A 14931-nucleotide genomic window follows, 5' to 3' on the forward strand; every position below is an offset into this window, starting at 1 on the left:
GCCGTCGTATCCATGGTGGAGTGCCTGTAACGCCATGGAAATATGAGCGTTCCGTCTTCTCCATAAACATGTTCTACGGTGGAGAGTGCAGTCGGCAGCTCGCAGCTCGCAGCTCGCTGCCCACCGCCCGGCCGACGTCGTCCGAAGGCACACCCCGCCTGCGCCCGACGAAGGAGTTCCGTGCCCCGCCCCGCCGCACCCGCCCTGCCGCCCTGGCTCGCCCACACCCTGCGCACCCAGCGCGGCCCCGTCCCCTGGAGCGCGGCCACCCGGGGCGCGCTGGCCGCAGGCCCCCTGCTGCTCGCCGCCGTACTCGCCGGACGCACCTCCCTCGGTGTCGTCGCGGCCATCGCCGCCATGCTCGCCGGGTTCAATGACCGGCCGGGCAGCCGCCGGGCCGCCGTCAAGCGGCTGGGGGTGCCCGCGCTCGCCGGCGCGGCCGGGCTGCTCGTCGGCACGTACGCCGGGCAGCACACCGCGCCCGTGGTCCTCACGGCGCTGCTCACCGCGGTGGCCCTGCTCGCCGGCGGGGTCAGCGCCATCGGGCCCGTCGCCTCCGGCGCTGCCACGCAACTGCTCGTCACCGCCGCCATCGGCGCCGGGATGCCCCTGCCGGAGAGCGGCTGGCAGCGTGCCCTGGTCTTCCTGGCGGGGGCCGCGTGGCTGCTCGTGCTGCGGATCGCCCTGCCCACACCCGGAGCCCTCACCGGTGACTTCCGGTTCGACGGGGAACGGGAGGCGGTGGCCGGGGTGTACGACGCCGTCGCCGACCTGCTCGACGCCGTCGGCGGCGCCCGGGCGACCGCCCGGCGGGCCGCGCTCACCGCCGCCCTGGACCACGCCCAGGACGCGCTCGCCGGGCCCCGGCTGCGACGGCACGCCGGTTCCGCCGCCGAACGACGGCTGCACACGCAGTACGCCGCCGCGCTGCCCCTGGCCGAGGCCGCGACCGCGCTCGCCTGGGCGGGTGAGGAGGTGTCCGGACGGACCGGCGAGGCGCTCCGGCGGCTCGCCGTCGCCGTGCGGACGGGGGCCCCCACCGGACCGCTGCCCGCGCCCAGCCGTTCCCTGCCCGCCCTGCGCGCCCTGGACGACGCCCTGCTGCACGCCGCCGACGCCTTCGACCGGGGCGCGGGCGCCGACCTGCACACCCGGAGGCGGACCGCGGGGGACCTGCTCCGGACCGTCCTCGGCGGCGGCGGGCGCGAGTACGGGCTGCGGGTCGCCCTCTGCTTCGGGGCCAGCGTGGCCGTCGCCCAGGCGCTGCACCACGCCCACTGGTACGGGCGGCACGCGCACTGGTACTGGCTGCCCGCCACCGCCGTCTTCCTCGTCAAGCCCGACCTCGGGCCGCTGGCGTCCCGGGTGCTGTGCCGGGCCGCGGGAACCGTCCTCGGTGCCCTCGTCTTCGCCGTCCTCGCCGAGGTCCTGCCCGGGCCCGGGGGACTCGTCGTGCTCGTCGCGGTCTGCGGTGCCCTCGTGCCGGTCTCCACCCGCCACTTCGCCGCGCAGACCGCCGTCGTCACCGTGCTCGTCCTCGCCCTGGTCATGGTCGGCGGTGAACCGCAGGCCTCCGTGAGCCGGATCGCCGAGACGCTGCTGGCCTGCGCGATCGTGCTGATCGTCGGGCATCTGCCGATGCCGGGGGAGCGGGGCGGGGGCGTACGCGCCCGACTGGCCACGGCGGGCAGCGCCGCGCACGCCTACCTCGCCCACGTCCTCGACGAGCCCCGTGCGCCCGGTCCCGGCGGATCCCGCGCCTCCGGCGGACTCCGTGCGCCCGGCGGATCCCACACGTCCGGCGGGTCGCCGTCGCCCCACCCGTCAGCCGCGGTCCCCGCCGCCCCCGCCGCCCCTGACGGCACCGCCCCGGGGCCCGCCGCCCTCGGGTCCGGGGCCCGTGCCACCCGTTGGACCCTGCGGCGCGAGGCCTATCGCACGCTCGCCGAGGCCCGTACGGCCATCGCGCACGCCGCCGCCGAACTGCCCGCCCTCGCCCGGCACACCGAGGGCACCGACGAGGTCGCGGCCCTGCTCGAACGACTGGTCGACACCACCACCGCCTGCGCCGTGCACCTCGACGACACGGGACGGCTCACGCCCCGCCACGCCGAGCGGCTCACCGCGCTGCTGGAGGAGCTGGCGAGGGTGCGCGAGCGGGCCGGTCTCGGCGCGCTCCGACTGCCCCTGCCCGTCGGGGCCGTCCGGGCCGGCTAGGACTCGTCGGGACGCACCCGTACCGGTGCGTGGTGTGTGGTGCGCGGTTCGGCTCGCCCGGCGGCACGACACCGTCGTACGTCGACGTGGGGACATGGCCGTGCGCAGCCGGGTCCGTCCGGGAGATCCCGGGTGAGAATTCAGCGGGGCGGCGATGAGTTCCGCTTCTTTCGACGGTCACCCAGGGGAACGGACCGTCGCACAGGAGGAGTCATGTCGCTTCCGGAGGTCGTCTCGCGCACGCAGTGGCGTGCGGCGCGCGAGGAACTGCTGCTCAAGGAGGAGGCCGTGACGCGCGCTCGTGACGCCCTCAACGCCGAGCGGCGCCGTCTGCCCATGGTCGAGATCGACACGGAGTACGTCTTCGAGGGCGGCGACGGCAAGGCCACTCTGCTCGAGCTCTTCGAGGGGCGGCGGCAACTCGTGCTCCACCACTTCATGTTCGCGCCAGGGTGGGACGCCGGCTGCCGCGGCTGCTCGGCGTTCCTCGACCAGATCGGGCACCTCGCGCATCTGCGGGCCCGCGGGACGACGTTCGCGGTGGTGTCCCGGGCGCCGTACACCTCCCTGCTGCCGTTCAAGGCGCGGATGGGCTGGACGGTGCCCTGGTACTCCTCGTCCCTCGGCGACTTCAACCACGACTTCGAGGCGACGCTGGAACGTGACGGGGAGCTCGTGGAGCGGCCCGGCCTGAGCTGCTTCCTGCGGGACCACGACCGGGTCTTCCACACCTACTCCGCCTACGGGCGCGGTCTCGACGGCCTCGGCTCGACCACCAGCCTGCTGGACCTCACGGCGCTGGGACGGCAGGAGGAGTGGGAGGAACCCGCCGGGCGCGCCTGGGCTCTCGGGGCGGTCTCGGGCGGCGAACGCGTGCTCTACCACGACGAGTACGAGGACTGACCCGGACGGTGCCGACGGGCCCGGGACGCCACGGGACTTCCGCATTCCGCGGTGAACGGGTGTCAGCTACGTCTCAGTCCCGCAACTGAGGGAGCCGCAAGACCCCCGGACGGCGTTGACTCCTGCACGTACGACGCTTTCTGGAGGTGCAGGGTGGTGAACGGGCGAACAGTGCTCGAACGCTTTCCCGCGGGTGGGCCGCGCGGTTCGTGGCCCGCGGAGGAGTTCGCACACGCGCGACGGCAGGAGGGCCTGCCCGCCGAGGTCGTCATGGACCTCGCGACGGACACCTTCCTGGTGATAGTCCGCGGCAGGGACACGGAATAAGGGCCACGGAACAGAGCGACACCGGACGAGGGACGCGGGATCGGGGGCGCGGAACAGGTGCTCAGCCCGCCTTCGGGGCGGGCACCGTCGCAGTGAACTGTCCGGCCTGGAGCGCGTACAGCTCGGCGTAGACGCCACCGCTGCCGAGCAGTTCGTCGGGGGTGCCGGACTCCACCAGTCGCCCCTGGTCGAGTACATGAACCAGGTCGGCGTGGCGCACGGACGCCAGCCGGTGGGTGATGAGGACGACCGTCTGGCCGGTGCCTGCCAGCGCCCGGATCTTCTCGAAGACCTCGAGCTCGGCCCGGGCGTCCAGCGCCGCCGTCGGCTCGTCCACGATCAGGATGCGCCCGCGCCGGTAGGCGGCCCGGGCGATCCCGAGCCGCTGCCACTGCCCACCGGACAGCTCGTGGCCGCCGCTGAAGTTCCGGGCCAGCAGGGTGTCCAGCCCCCGGGGCAGGTCGGCGACCACCTGCTCCGCGCCCGCCTCGCCGATCGACGTGCTCAGCCGCTCCTCGGTCAGCGGCGCCGAGGAACGGCCGACGGCGACGTTGACCCGGGCGGTGAACGGCCACCGCTTGAAGTCCTGCGCCACCATCGCGATCCGCTCGGCGAGCCGGTGCCGGTCCGCGGTCGCCGCGTCGACGTCGTCCCACAGGATCCGCCCCCGGTCCGGCTTGTACAGGCCCGCGAGCAGCTTGACCAGGGTCGTCTTGCCCGAGCCGTTCTCGCCGACCAGCGCGACGATCCGGCCGAGCGGGAAGGCGAGACTGATGTCGTCCAGCGCGGGACGGCCGGCGTCGCCCGGATAGCCGAACGTGACGTTCTCGAACCGGATCTCCCGGGGGTCCTCCGGCAGCGACGCGCCCCCGGCCGGGATGGCCCGCTCGGCCGCCTCGACGTACAGCCGCTCCAGGTCGCCGACGAACAGCGCCTCCTCGTGCAGCGAGTTCACCTCCAGGACCAGGGTGTCCAGGCTCGACGAACCGGTACGGATCGCGATCACGGCCGTGCCCGCCACGGACAGCGCCATCGTGCCGGTGACCAGCAGCGCGCCGAGCGTCGCGTACGTCGCCACCGTCGCCAGGCCGGTCCAGAGCGCCGCGATCAGTCCGGTGCGGGCCGCGAGCCGGGCCAGCCGGGCCTGCTCCGCCTCCGCCGACTCCGACATCGCCCGGAAGTGGCGCAGCAGGAACGGGCCGACCCCGTGCAGCCGGATCTCCGGCGCGGCCGCCGGCTCGGTGAGCAGACCGCTGATGAGTTGTCCGGCGCGGGCGTGCTGCACCCAGACGTGGAAGGACTCGTAACGGCGGCGGGCGTTGGTCAGCGCGCTCCAGGCGCTCGGCACGGTCATCGTCACCAGCAGCGGGAGCAGGACCGGGTGCAGCACGGTCAGTACGCCGGCCGCCGCGACGAGGGAGATCATCGCGTTCACCACCCGGGTGCCGTAGATGATCATCCGGCGGGCGGAGGAGGCGCCGTACTGTGCGGTGTCCAGCAGCTTGTGGAAGGCGTGGTCCTCGATCGCGGACAGCTCCACGGCCGCCGCCCGCTCCAGATACAGCTCGGTCGCCACCCGCTCCACCTTGGGCTCCAGCCGGCCGGTGGCGTACGTCGACGCGGCCCGCAGCAGCGCCCCCACCAGCAGGACGGCGGCCATCACGGTCAGGGCGGGGACGGCACCGCGCAGCCGGTCCTCGATCGGGCCGCCGCCCATCAGCCCGCCCAGCACGCTGTTGACCGTGAACAGGCCCACCGCCTGCGTCAGGCCCCGGCCCGCCTCCGCGGTCAGCACGGTCCGCGCGGCGACGCGGTCGGCCTGCCGGGCCAGCCGGAGGCTGGAGGCGAGCAGCGCGGGCAGGCGGGTCAGCATGGCCCGGAAGTTCAGTTCCAGGAAGGCGTCCGCGTGCTGGTTCCAGCCCATGTCGTAACGGAGGGCACCGCCGAACAGGAGCCGCTCCGACTCGGACACCTCGGGTGCGTCCGTGTCACGTCGCTTCGCCACCGTCGACCTCCCCCGGTCGTGGACCACCGGACACGAACGGCCACTATCGCGGGAGGTACTGCTTCAGGGCAGGGCGCACAGCCGGGACGTGCACGCGCGCGGGCGTACGCCCGGAGCGTCAGACGCCGATCGGCCGCGACCAGGCGGGTGCGGTCCCGGTCAGCCGGCACAGGGCCAGGTAGAGCGGGATCGGCGGAGTGTACGGAACCGTACCGTCCGGTCGGTGGATGAGCCGAGGAAGGCGCGCGGCGTCCGGGACGACCGCTCCCGCGGCGTAGTGCGTGGCGGCGGGCCACTCCAGCGCGTGGTCCGAGTCGGACGGGACGATCCACCACCAGCGCGTCCCGTCGGCGTACACGCATCCCACGCGCGGCAGGCGGGGGAGCAGCAGTGGTCCGAGGCCGGCGGGCGCCGCCACCGCGTCGCAGCCGAGCGGGACGGTCATGTCGTCGGGGACGACCAGGCGGTGGCGGGCGGGCGGCGTCTGCCGGTCGCGCCGCAGCCGCATGAGCGTGTCCATGCCGAGCAGTTGGCCGGGACCGGAGAGCGTGCTCACGCGCCGCCCCGCTCCGGGCGCCGGGCGTGCGACGGGGTCTCCGCGGCCGCCGGTGCGTGCTGCGGGTGCTCCCGTCGCTCCTGTCGCGGCTCGTCGTCGTCGCCCGGGCCGCCGGGCGGCCCGGGCTTCGGGCGGGTGCCCCAGCCCAGGTCGTTGTGCGGCTGCGCGGGAATGCGCGGCGTGGCGGTCCCGCGGGGGATCTCCGCCCAGACCAGCAGCCCCGACCCCTGTTCATGGGCGCCCCAGGAGTGGCACAGCGCCTCGATCAGCAGCAGCCCTCGACCGTGTTCCTCCTCGGACCGCTGCGGGGACGGGTGGGGCTCACCCGGCGTGCAGCCCTCGTCGCGCACCGCTATGCGCACCCGGTCGTCGCCGTCGTGCAGTTCGCAGACGACGCGACTGCTCGCCGTGTGCACGATCGCGTTGGTGACCAGCTCGGAGACGACGAGCACCGCGGTGTCGCAGGTGTCCTCGCACACCGACCAGCCGGTCAGCCGGGCTCGCGTCAGCCGTCTCGCCTGGGTGGGCGAAGCCGGGTGTGCGGCCAGCTCGAACCGGAACCGGCGCTCGGCGCCGAGCCGGACGGGGCCGACTGCCTCCCCGGGTTCGGAACGGGCACGATCGGGGGGACCCCCATCGGCACCGAGACCGAGGGGGCGGCCTGCGGCGGCGTCTGTTCCTAAGGGCGCGGACGGAATCACGCTTGCCACTATCGCCCCGCCGTGAACACTTGGCAAGTGTCACTCTGAAAAATGCAGAGTGCTGTGTGACGCGGTGGAGGGCCGTGGCACACTGCTTGCAACAGCACGTCGAGCGGCGCCAGTTGGGATCAGCGGAGATCCGTCCGGGTCTTCGGGTGGGTCTTCGAGTGGCGCCGTAGGGCTGTCGGGGATTCTTTTGTCGTTCCTTTGTCACCGGACCGGCCGGGCAGCCGGCGATCTGTGCGACCGAGCCGTCCTGCCGGGAGTTTTCGTGGAGGTGGAGCGTGAGTGAACCGCGGTCCGCGCCGACCGTCGGTCAGGTCGTCCTCGGCAGGCGCCTGTTGGACCTGCGGGAGCGCGCCGGACTCAAACGCGAGGAGGCCGCGCAGATCCTCCGGGTCGCCCCCGCCACGGTCCGGCGCATGGAGATGGCCGAGGTCACGCTCAAGATCCCGTACCTCCAACTGCTCCTGAAGGCCTACGGGATCTCCGACGCAGAGGCCGAGGCGTTCGTCCGGCTCGCCGAGGAGGCCAATCAGCCGGGCTGGTGGCAGCGCTTCCACGACATCCTGCCCGGCTGGTTCTCCATGCACGTCAGCCTGGAGGGGGCGGCCGGTCTCATCCGCCAGTACGAGCCCCACTTCGTGCCCGGACTGCTCCAGACCGAGGACTACGCGCGCGGGGTGCTGAAGTCGGGCGCCATCGGCCAGACCAGTCCCGACGACATCGAGCGCCATGTCGCCCTGCGCATGCAGCGGCAGGGACTGCTCACCCGGCAGGACGCGCCCCGGCTCTGGGTGGTGATGGACGAGACCGTGCTGCGCCGTCCGGTCGGCGACGCGGAGGTGATGCGGGCCCAGGTCGACAAGCTGCTCGACGCCATGAAGCTGCCCAACGTGACGCTCCAGATCGCGCCGTTCGCCAACGGTCCGCATCCCGGCACGTACGGGCCCTTCGTGCTGTTCCGATTCGCCATGCCCGAACTTCCGGACATGGTCTACAGCGAGTACCTGACCGGCGCCGTCTATCTGGACGCGCGCTCCGAGGTGGCGACCCACCTGGAGGTCATGGACCGCATGGCGGCGCAGGCCGCTACTGCACATCGCACGAAGGAGATCCTCCAGGATCTCCGCAAGGAGTTGTGAATGGACCGCATCAAGTCCCAGACCAGGTCGCGGATCCGCACCGAGCGGATCTACAACGGCATGCCCGCGCGGGAGTTGGGCAGCGAAGGCTGGCACAAGCCCTGGAGCGGCGGCAACGGGGGCAACTGCCTGGAGGCCATGAAGCTCGCGGACGGCCGGATCGCCGTCCGGCAGTCCACCGACCCCGACGGGCCCGCACTGATCTACACGTCCGACGAGATGACCGCCTTCATCGAGGGCGCGAAGGCCGGGGAGGCGGACTTCCTCCTGTCCTGAACGGCCCGTCCTGCACGGCTGGCTTGAATTGCTCTCCCGCTCGACCCGTTAAACCGATGACTGTCTCAACTCCCTTACCTTGGTTCCCCATTGACCATGATCGACGTTCGCGCCCACCAGTTACGGAGTGTTGTATGACCGGGCAGGACCACCCCACCGGCGCTGTCCGGATCGACACCAGCCGACCGCATCCCGCGCGGATGTACGACTGGTATCTCGGCGGCAAGGACAACTACCCCGTCGACGAGGAGATGGGCCGGCAGATGCTGGCCCTCGACCCGCGTGTCCCCGTCATGGCACGGGTCAACCGCGCGTTCATGCACCGTGCCACCCGCTGGCTGGCCGAGCGCGGCGTACGGCAGTTCCTGGACATCGGCACCGGCATCCCGACCGAGCCGAACCTGCACCAGATCGCCCAGGGCATCGCGACCGACGCCCGCGTCGTCTACTGCGACAACGACCCGATCGTGCTGGCCCACGCGGCGGCCCTGCTGCGCAGCACTCCGGACGGCCTGACCGAGTACCTCCAGGCCGACGTGCGCGATCCGGCCGCCATAGTCGAGGGGGCCAGGAAGATCCTCGACTTCGACCGGCCGATCGCGCTCTCCCTCATCGCGCTGCTGCACTTCATCCCCGACGAGGACGGCGCGCACGAACTGGTCGGCCGGCTGCTGTCCGAACTCCCGTCCGGCAGCTACCTGATGATGACCCACGCCACCGCCGACTTCACCCCCGAGGAGTCCGCGGCGGCGATCGCGAAGCTCCGGGCGGCCGGCATCACCCTCGCCCTGCGCTCCCGCGACGAGTTCGGCCGGTTCTTCCACGGCCTGGACCTCGTCGAGCCCGGGATCGCGGTGGTGCCCGAGTGGCACCCCGAACTGGGCGAACCGGTCCCGGGCCAGGAGGACGGGGTCATACCCGGATACGGTGCGGTGGCCAGGAAGGGGTGAGACCCGCAAGGGGTGGGGTCCGCAAGGGGTGAGGCCCGCGGCCGTCGCGGCTGGGGGGCCGCCCCGGGTTCACGGCGGGGGCAGCACCCCGCACAGTGCCTCGACGGCCGCCCCGTACGCATGGTCCGAGGGCGTCGCGTACCCCACCACCAGCCCGTCCCGCACCGCCATGTCCGTCTCCGGGTGCCGGAACGCGGCGAGGCCGTCCAGTGCGACGCCCCGCCGCCCGGCCGCCTCGACGGTGGACCGCTCGGTGCCGTCCGGCAGCCGGAGCACCACGTGCAGACCGGCCGCGACCCCGGTGACCTCGATGTGCGGGGCCCGCGCGGCGAGCGCCTCGACGAGCCGGTCGCGGCGGCCGCGGTAACGCTGCCGGGTCCGCCGCACATGACGGTCGTACGACCCCGACGCGATGAAGTCGGCCAGGCACAGCTGGTCCGGCACGCTCGCCCACGCCTCGCGCTCGCCCTTGGCGGCCAGTACGTCGGCGACGTACCGCCGCGGCAGGACCATCCACCCCAGCCGCAGGGCCGGCGACAGGCTCTTGCTCACCGAGCCGACGAGGACGACCCGGTCGGGATCGAGGCCCTGGAGCGCGCCGACGGGCTTGCGGTCGTAACGGAACTCCCCGTCGTAGTCGTCCTCGACGACCACACCGCCTCGCGCCCGTGCCCAGTCGATCACCGCGGCCCGGCGCTCGGCGTGCAGCGGGCCCCCGGTCGGGAACTGATGCGCGGGCGTGAGCAGCACGCCCCGTTCCCGGCCCAACCCACCGACGAGCGCGCCGTGTTCGTCCACCGGCAGCGGTACGGTCCGCACGCCCGCCGTGGCGAGCAGGTCCCGGTGGAATCCCAGCCCGTACGCCTCCACCGCCAGCGGCCCGCGCAGGATCCCGCCCGCGCCCTGGCCGAACAGCAGGCGCAGGGCGTGCGCGAAGCCGGAGCAGACCACGATCCGGTCCGGATCCGTGCGCACCCCGCGGGCCCGTGCCAGGTACTCGGTGAGGGCCTCGCGCAGTTCGATCCGGCCGGCCGGGTCGCCCGGTCCGAACACCTCGTTCGGCGCCTGCTGGAGCGCCCGCCGGTAGGAGGTGAGCCAGGCCGAGCGCGGGAAGGACGACGCGTCGGGGGTGCCCTGCCGCAGGTCGTGGCGGGGGCCACGCGCGCGTGGGGGCGCCTTGCGGGGCACCCGGGTGACATCGCGCGGCGGCGCGGAGCCGCCTCGGCGCCCCGGCGGCGGGGCGGACATCCCCATGGCGACGCGCGTGCCCGAGCCCTGGCGGGCGGTCAGCCACCCCTCCGCGACAAGCTCCGCGTACGCGTCCGCCACCGTGTTGCGGGCGACCCCGAGGTCGGCGGCGAGCGAGCGGTACGGCGGCAGCCGGGTCCCCGGCGGCAGCCGACCGTCGCGTACGGCCTCGCGCAGCGCACGGACGACCGCGGCCCGACGCCCGCCGGGACCCGCCGACGACAGCTCCAGATGCAGGTCGCTGCCGATCCGCTCCGCCGAATTGACCCACGATTCCACCATGGAATTGCACCCTACAAGAGGTCTTTCCGGGCCATAGGTTGAAGCACATGACGACGAACGCGAACACCCGCACGGCGAACCCGGCCACGATCACGGACACCCGCACCGACGAGCCCGGCCGCCTCGACTTCGCCAAGGCCGCCCCGAAGGTCTTCCGTGCCCTCGTCGGGTTCGACACCGCGGCCCGCGAGGGCCTCGACCCTGCCCTCGTCGAACTGGTCCAGATCCGCGCCTCGCACCTCAACCACTGCGCGTACTGCCTGCACATGCACACCAACGACGCCCGCAAGGCCGGCGAGAGCGAGGACCGGCTGCACATGGTCGCCGTCTGGCGCGAGGCCCGCCACTTCTTCACCGGGAAGGAGCGGGCGGCCCTCGCCCTGACCGAGGCGGTGACCCTGGTGGCCGACACCGGTGTCCCGGACGACGTCTACGCCGAGGCGGCGGCCCACTTCGAGGAGCAGGAACTGGCGCACCTGCTGGCCCTGATCCTCGCGATCAACACCTGGAACCGGGTGGCACTGTCGACGGCGAAGCGGGCGGGCACGGACCAACGGCGCTAGGGTCTTTCGTCTTGGTCAGGATGGACCGGTTCGCAGGACCTGGCCGGACCGGTTCACACGACCATGGGCCGGTCGTACGGCCCGACCGGCGCCGGGAGCCGGGAACTCCCCGTCAGATAGCGGTCGACGGCCGCGGCCACCGCCCGGCCCTCCGCGATCGCCCACACGATGAGCGACTGGCCGCGCGCCGCGTCCCCCGCGGCGAACACCCCGGGGACGTTCGTCGCGAAGCCGCCGTCCCGGGTGATCGTGCCGCGCGGTTCGAGCCCCAGCCCGAGCTGGTCGATCAGCCCGTCCTGCCGGTCGGGTCCCGAGAAGCCGAGGGCGAGCAGTACGAAGTCGGCGGGGAGCGTACGCCCCGAGCCGGCCACCGGTCTGCGCAGCGCGTCCACCTCGACCAGATGCAGCGACCGCACCTGCCCGTCGGCGTCGCCGGCGAAGTGGAGCGTGGACGCGGCGAACAGCCGGGCGTCCGCGTGCGCCGCGGGCGCCGTCTCCAGGTCGCGCGCCTCCTCGTGCGCGGCCGACAGCCGGTAGACCTTCGGATACGTCGGCCAGGGATCGATGTCCTCGTCGCGCTCGGCGTCCGGCTGCGCGTAGATGTCGAGCTGGGTGACGGACGCGGCCCCTTCGCGCACCGCGGTCCCCAGACAGTCCGCTCCGGTGTCACCGCCGCCGACGATCACGACGTGCTTGCCCACGGCGGACATCGGCGAGGACTCCAGGTCCCCCTCGCACACCCGGTTGGCCAGCGGCAGATACTCCATCGCCTGGTGGATGCCCGCCAACTCGCGTCCCGGGACGCTCAGTTCCCGCCACGCGGTGGCGCCCGTGGCGACCACCACGGCGTCGTACCGCGTCCGCAGCTCGGCCGCGCCCACGTCCCGGCCGACCGCCGTGGACGTACGGAACTTCGTCCCCTCGGCCCGCATCTGCCTCAGCCGCCGTTCCAGATGGCGCTTCTCCATCTTGAACTCGGGGATGCCGTACCGCATCAGCCCGCCGAGCCGGTCGTCCTTCTCGTACACGGCGACGGTGTGCCCGGCCCGCGTGAGCTGCTGGGCGGCGGCGAGCCCGGTGGGGCCCGAACCGATCACGGCCACCGTCCGCCCGGTCAGCCGGTCCGGCGGCCGGGGCGGCACGAACCCCTCCTCCCAGGCCCGGTCGGCGATCGCGCACTCGACGTTCTTGATGGTGACGGCCGGCTGGTTGATCGCGAGCACGCACCCCGCCTCGCACGGTGCCGGACACAACCGCCCGGTGAACTCGGGGAAGTTGTTGGTGGCGTGCAGCCGGTCGCCCGCCGCCCGCCAGTCCTCCCGGGAGACCAGGTCGTTCCACTCGGGGATCAGGTTGCCCAGCGGACAGGCATCGTGGCAGAACGGTATGCCGCAGTCCATGCAACGGTCGGCCTGTCTGCTGATGATGGGCAGCAGCGCCCCGGGGACGTACACCTCGTCCCAGTCCCGGACCCGCTCCTCGACGGGCCGACGGGCCCACTCCTGGCGGGGCGTCGTCATGAAACCCTTGGGATCGGCCATGGCCGTCTTCCTTGCTCGCGCGTGCGACGGGCCGTGCGTCATCGGGCGGCGCTCTTCCGGCCACGATACGTCTCCCGGGCCGCACGCGCAGAGCGGCATACAGCGCTTTCTCCCACCGGCCCGCGCGAGGATCGTCGGGTGCCCGGACGGGCGTCCCGACGGGGGACCGCGGCGCGCTCAGACGAGCGCCAGCAGGTACACGACCGCGGACAGCGCCGAGGCGGCCGCGCGTATGTGGTTCCATCTCGTCCACTCGCGCAGGTAGGCCGGCCAGTAGGCGGCAGCCTCCGGGGTGTCCGGCTCCAGTCGCATCAGCTGGGCGTTGCGCGGCACGTTCGCGATCACCGTCACGCCGAACGAACCGGCCAGGTACAGCGCGCTGCCCAGCAGCAGCTCGACCGTCCCGTCGTCCGGCCACAGGACGAAGGTCACCACGGCGATCACCGCGCACACCGTGGCCACACCGAAGAACACGACCATGAACGCGGGTGTCATGGCGGAGGAGTTGATCGCGTTCATCACGGCGACTCCCCGGGCGGGCGGAAGCGCGGCCAGTCCCCGCACGACCAGAACCGAGAAGGCGTAGAAGACGCCGGCCATCAGTCCCGTGCCGAGGACACCAAGCGCCGCCAGTACCAAGTACGGTCCGTCGATCATCTCTGCGTCAGCTCCCACCCGTCGAGCCGAGATCCTGCCCGGCGCCTTCCGCTGTCACAAGTGAATTCACGGCCACCGGCTCACCGGGCGGGGACGGGCTCGTCACCGCGCCATCCCGTGAGCGTCGACTCCACGTCCGCCGCGATCTGCCGCCGTGCCCGGTGCCGTGGCACCCCGCTCATCAGCAGCTCGTCGTACGGGGTGTCCAGATGCCGTACGGAGGCCACGACCGCCGAGACCACCGCGCCCTCCGAGAGCGCCCGGCCGGCCGCGCTGCGCCCCACCCGGCCACTGCCGCGCGCCGACGCGTGCGCCGCGATCTCCCGTGCCCGGTCCTCGGGACAACCGGGAAACAGCCGTCGTATCTCCGCCGCGAAGGCGCCCGTGAACCGCAGATCCTCGGCCGCCCGCCGTCGGGCGTCCCGCGCCCGGCGCCGCCTGCGCGCCTCCGCGTCCGCCAGGCAGCGCCGTTCGGCACGGGCCAGCGCGGACTCCTCGACCAGGACGCCCTGGCGTTCGTACCGGGCCCGGCGCCGGTTGAACCGCACGACCACCGCCGACAGCGCGCTCTCCTCCCGCGATCTGCGGGTCAGCGCGGTGTCGCCGCGCGGCAGGAACACCAGATGTCCGAGGTCGGCGCAGTCGAGGCAGCGCGGTACGCCGTCCTCCAGGACGAGCATCGGCAGCGGCCCGCGACGGCACCCGGCGCACTGCTTGCGCCGCACAGGCTGGACGACGAGAAGTCCGTCCCGAAGTCCGGTACCGGTATGAGGAGTTGCAAAGAGCGCCATATCGGGTTCTTTCCCACCGGTGAGCCCGCCGTCACACACGTCCGCGGCGAGCGGCACCGCGCGACCGGCGAGCACCGGTCCTGGTCCGGGACCGGCGGCCGCCGTGCCCCGGCCCGACGCGGCATCATGGCGGTGTGCGACTCGAAGCGATCACCTGGGAACGGCTCGGCGACCTGCTCGCCGAGCGGCTGCTCGACCTGAAGCCGGGCGACGGCAGCCCCTGGCCCCGGATCGCCTTCGACGGCGCCCCCGCGGCCCGCCCCGGAGATCTCGCCGAGCGGGTCGCCGAAGCCCTGCGCCTGCGCGGCCGTCCCTCGGCCGTCGTGGGAACGGAGGGCTTCCTGCGTCCGGCCTCGCTCCGGCTGGAGCACGGCCACCACGACGTGGAGTCCTACTACAACGGCTGGTTCGACACCCAAGCCCTGTGGCGCGAGGTCTTCGGACCTCTCGAACCGGGCGGCGACGGGCGCATCCTGCCCGACCTCTGGGACCCGGTCTCCGACCGTGCCACCCGCAGTTCCTACGTCCGGCTCCCGCCGGGCGGCGTCCTCCTGCTGCACGGCCCCCTCCTGCTGCGTCACTGGTTCCCGTTCGACCTGAGCGTCCACGTCCTCCTCTCGCAGTCCGCCCTGCGTCGCCGCACCCCCGAGGCCGACCGCTGGACGCTCCCCGCCTTCGAGGACTACGAGCGGGAGACCGACCCGGCCGGCACGGCCGACGTCCTGGTGCGCGCGGACGACCCCCGGCATCCGGCGTGGGGCGGCTGACC

Annotated in this window: 15 protein-coding genes; 8 read left to right on the forward strand and 7 right to left on the reverse strand. The window is 73.3% G+C overall.

Annotation, left to right across the window (positions count from 1 at the left end; translation table 11 throughout):
• The first annotated feature begins 180 nt into the window (after positions 1-180).
• The 3 genes from ACZ60B_RS08670 to ACZ60B_RS08680 all read left to right on the forward strand — a co-directional run bounded on the left by ACZ60B_RS08670 (position 181) and on the right by ACZ60B_RS08680 (position 3447).
• Complete coding sequence (locus ACZ60B_RS08670; RefSeq protein WP_469385285.1) at positions 181-2217, forward strand: FUSC family protein; 2037 nt, start codon at positions 181-183, stop codon at positions 2215-2217.
• 213 nt (positions 2218-2430) lie between these two features.
• A complete protein-coding gene (locus ACZ60B_RS08675) occupies positions 2431-3120 on the forward strand; it encodes a DUF899 domain-containing protein (RefSeq protein WP_469385286.1) in 690 nt (229 codons plus the stop codon).
• A 156-nt stretch (positions 3121-3276) separates the two neighbouring features.
• Complete coding sequence (locus ACZ60B_RS08680) at positions 3277-3447, forward strand: hypothetical protein (protein ID WP_162469210.1); 171 nt, start codon at positions 3277-3279, stop codon at positions 3445-3447.
• 61 nt (positions 3448-3508) lie between these two features.
• Here ACZ60B_RS08680 and ACZ60B_RS08685 read toward each other — a convergent pair whose 3' ends face one another.
• The 3 genes from ACZ60B_RS08685 to ACZ60B_RS08695 form a co-directional block, all read right to left on the reverse strand.
• The gene (locus ACZ60B_RS08685; protein ID WP_469385328.1) at positions 3509-5371 is read right to left on the reverse strand and encodes an ABC transporter ATP-binding protein; all 1863 of its coding nucleotides are present in this window, start codon (positions 5369-5371) and stop codon (positions 3509-3511) included.
• A gap of 199 nt (positions 5372-5570) precedes the next feature.
• Complete coding sequence (locus tag ACZ60B_RS08690; RefSeq protein WP_469385329.1) at positions 5571-5972, reverse strand: hypothetical protein; 402 nt, start codon at positions 5970-5972, stop codon at positions 5571-5573.
• 32 nt (positions 5973-6004) lie between these two features.
• Positions 6005-6718 carry an ATP-binding protein gene (locus tag ACZ60B_RS08695; protein ID WP_469385287.1) on the reverse strand — a complete coding sequence of 238 codons (714 nt, stop codon included), beginning with the start codon at positions 6716-6718 and terminating at the stop codon, positions 6005-6007.
• Positions 6719-6993: 275 nt separating this feature from the next.
• On the opposite strand from ACZ60B_RS08695, the gene ACZ60B_RS08700 reads away from it, so the two are divergent.
• From ACZ60B_RS08700 to ACZ60B_RS08710, 3 genes are all read left to right on the forward strand, one after another.
• Positions 6994-7854 (forward strand): helix-turn-helix domain-containing protein, encoded by an 861-nt coding sequence (locus ACZ60B_RS08700; protein ID WP_469385288.1) that lies wholly within the window; start codon positions 6994-6996, stop codon positions 7852-7854.
• Complete coding sequence (locus tag ACZ60B_RS08705) at positions 7855-8130, forward strand: DUF397 domain-containing protein (RefSeq protein ID WP_450663465.1); 276 nt, start codon at positions 7855-7857, stop codon at positions 8128-8130.
• Between the two features lie 134 nt (positions 8131-8264).
• Positions 8265-9080, forward strand: coding sequence for an SAM-dependent methyltransferase (locus tag ACZ60B_RS08710; RefSeq protein ID WP_469385289.1), 816 nt, complete (start codon positions 8265-8267; stop codon positions 9078-9080).
• 69 nt (positions 9081-9149) lie between these two features.
• Here the strand turns inward: ACZ60B_RS08710 and pdxR are convergent, their stop codons facing one another.
• Positions 9150-10610, reverse strand: a complete 1461-nt coding sequence (pdxR, locus tag ACZ60B_RS08715; protein WP_469385290.1) for a MocR-like pyridoxine biosynthesis transcription factor PdxR — start codon at positions 10608-10610, stop codon at positions 9150-9152.
• Between the two features lie 47 nt (positions 10611-10657).
• Between pdxR and ACZ60B_RS08720 the strand changes: the two genes are divergently transcribed.
• Entirely contained in the window at positions 10658-11173 is a 516-nt protein-coding gene (locus ACZ60B_RS08720) for a carboxymuconolactone decarboxylase family protein (RefSeq protein ID WP_469385291.1), read from the forward strand.
• 53 nt (positions 11174-11226) lie between these two features.
• Here the strand turns inward: ACZ60B_RS08720 and ACZ60B_RS08725 are convergent, their stop codons facing one another.
• The 3 genes from ACZ60B_RS08725 to ACZ60B_RS08735 form a co-directional block, all read right to left on the reverse strand.
• Positions 11227-12714, reverse strand: a complete 1488-nt coding sequence (locus ACZ60B_RS08725) for a glutamate synthase subunit beta (RefSeq protein ID WP_469385292.1) — start codon at positions 12712-12714, stop codon at positions 11227-11229.
• Between the two features lie 177 nt (positions 12715-12891).
• Entirely contained in the window at positions 12892-13371 is a 480-nt protein-coding gene (locus ACZ60B_RS08730; RefSeq protein WP_469385293.1) for an anthrone oxygenase family protein, read from the reverse strand.
• 80 nt (positions 13372-13451) lie between these two features.
• Positions 13452-14162 (reverse strand): DUF2293 domain-containing protein, encoded by a 711-nt coding sequence (locus tag ACZ60B_RS08735; protein ID WP_469385294.1) that lies wholly within the window; start codon positions 14160-14162, stop codon positions 13452-13454.
• Positions 14163-14296: 134 nt separating this feature from the next.
• Here ACZ60B_RS08735 and ACZ60B_RS08740 point away from each other — a divergent pair, with 134 nt between their 5' ends.
• Positions 14297-14929 carry a nucleoside/nucleotide kinase family protein gene (locus ACZ60B_RS08740; protein ID WP_469385295.1) on the forward strand — a complete coding sequence of 211 codons (633 nt, stop codon included), beginning with the start codon at positions 14297-14299 and terminating at the stop codon, positions 14927-14929.
• The last annotated feature ends 2 nt before the right edge of the window (positions 14930-14931 follow it).

The organism is Streptomyces sp. NPDC104096 (assembly GCF_055584385.1).

What these genes read in the sequence shown, in the direction of transcription:
- ACZ60B_RS08675 (WP_469385286.1), top strand. Translation starts at nt 2,431, where the DNA reads ATGTCGCTTCCGGAGGTCGTCTCGCGCACGCAGTGGCGTGCGGCGCGC.
- ACZ60B_RS08685 (WP_469385328.1), bottom strand. Translation starts at nt 5,371, where the DNA reads ATGGGCTGGAACCAGCACGCGGACGCCTTCCTGGAACTGAACTTCCGG.
- ACZ60B_RS08690 (WP_469385329.1), bottom strand. Translation starts at nt 5,972, where the DNA reads ATGGACACGCTCATGCGGCTGCGGCGCGACCGGCAGACGCCGCCCGCC.
- ACZ60B_RS08705 (WP_450663465.1), top strand. Translation starts at nt 7,855, where the DNA reads ATGGACCGCATCAAGTCCCAGACCAGGTCGCGGATCCGCACCGAGCGG.
- ACZ60B_RS08710 (WP_469385289.1), top strand. Translation starts at nt 8,265, where the DNA reads ATGACCGGGCAGGACCACCCCACCGGCGCTGTCCGGATCGACACCAGC.
- pdxR (WP_469385290.1), bottom strand. Translation starts at nt 10,610, where the DNA reads ATGGTGGAATCGTGGGTCAATTCGGCGGAGCGGATCGGCAGCGACCTG.
- ACZ60B_RS08720 (WP_469385291.1), top strand. Translation starts at nt 10,658, where the DNA reads ATGACGACGAACGCGAACACCCGCACGGCGAACCCGGCCACGATCACG.
- ACZ60B_RS08725 (WP_469385292.1), bottom strand. Translation starts at nt 12,714, where the DNA reads ATGGCCGATCCCAAGGGTTTCATGACGACGCCCCGCCAGGAGTGGGCC.
- ACZ60B_RS08730 (WP_469385293.1), bottom strand. Translation starts at nt 13,371, where the DNA reads ATGATCGACGGACCGTACTTGGTACTGGCGGCGCTTGGTGTCCTCGGC.
- ACZ60B_RS08735 (WP_469385294.1), bottom strand. Translation starts at nt 14,162, where the DNA reads ATGGCGCTCTTTGCAACTCCTCATACCGGTACCGGACTTCGGGACGGA.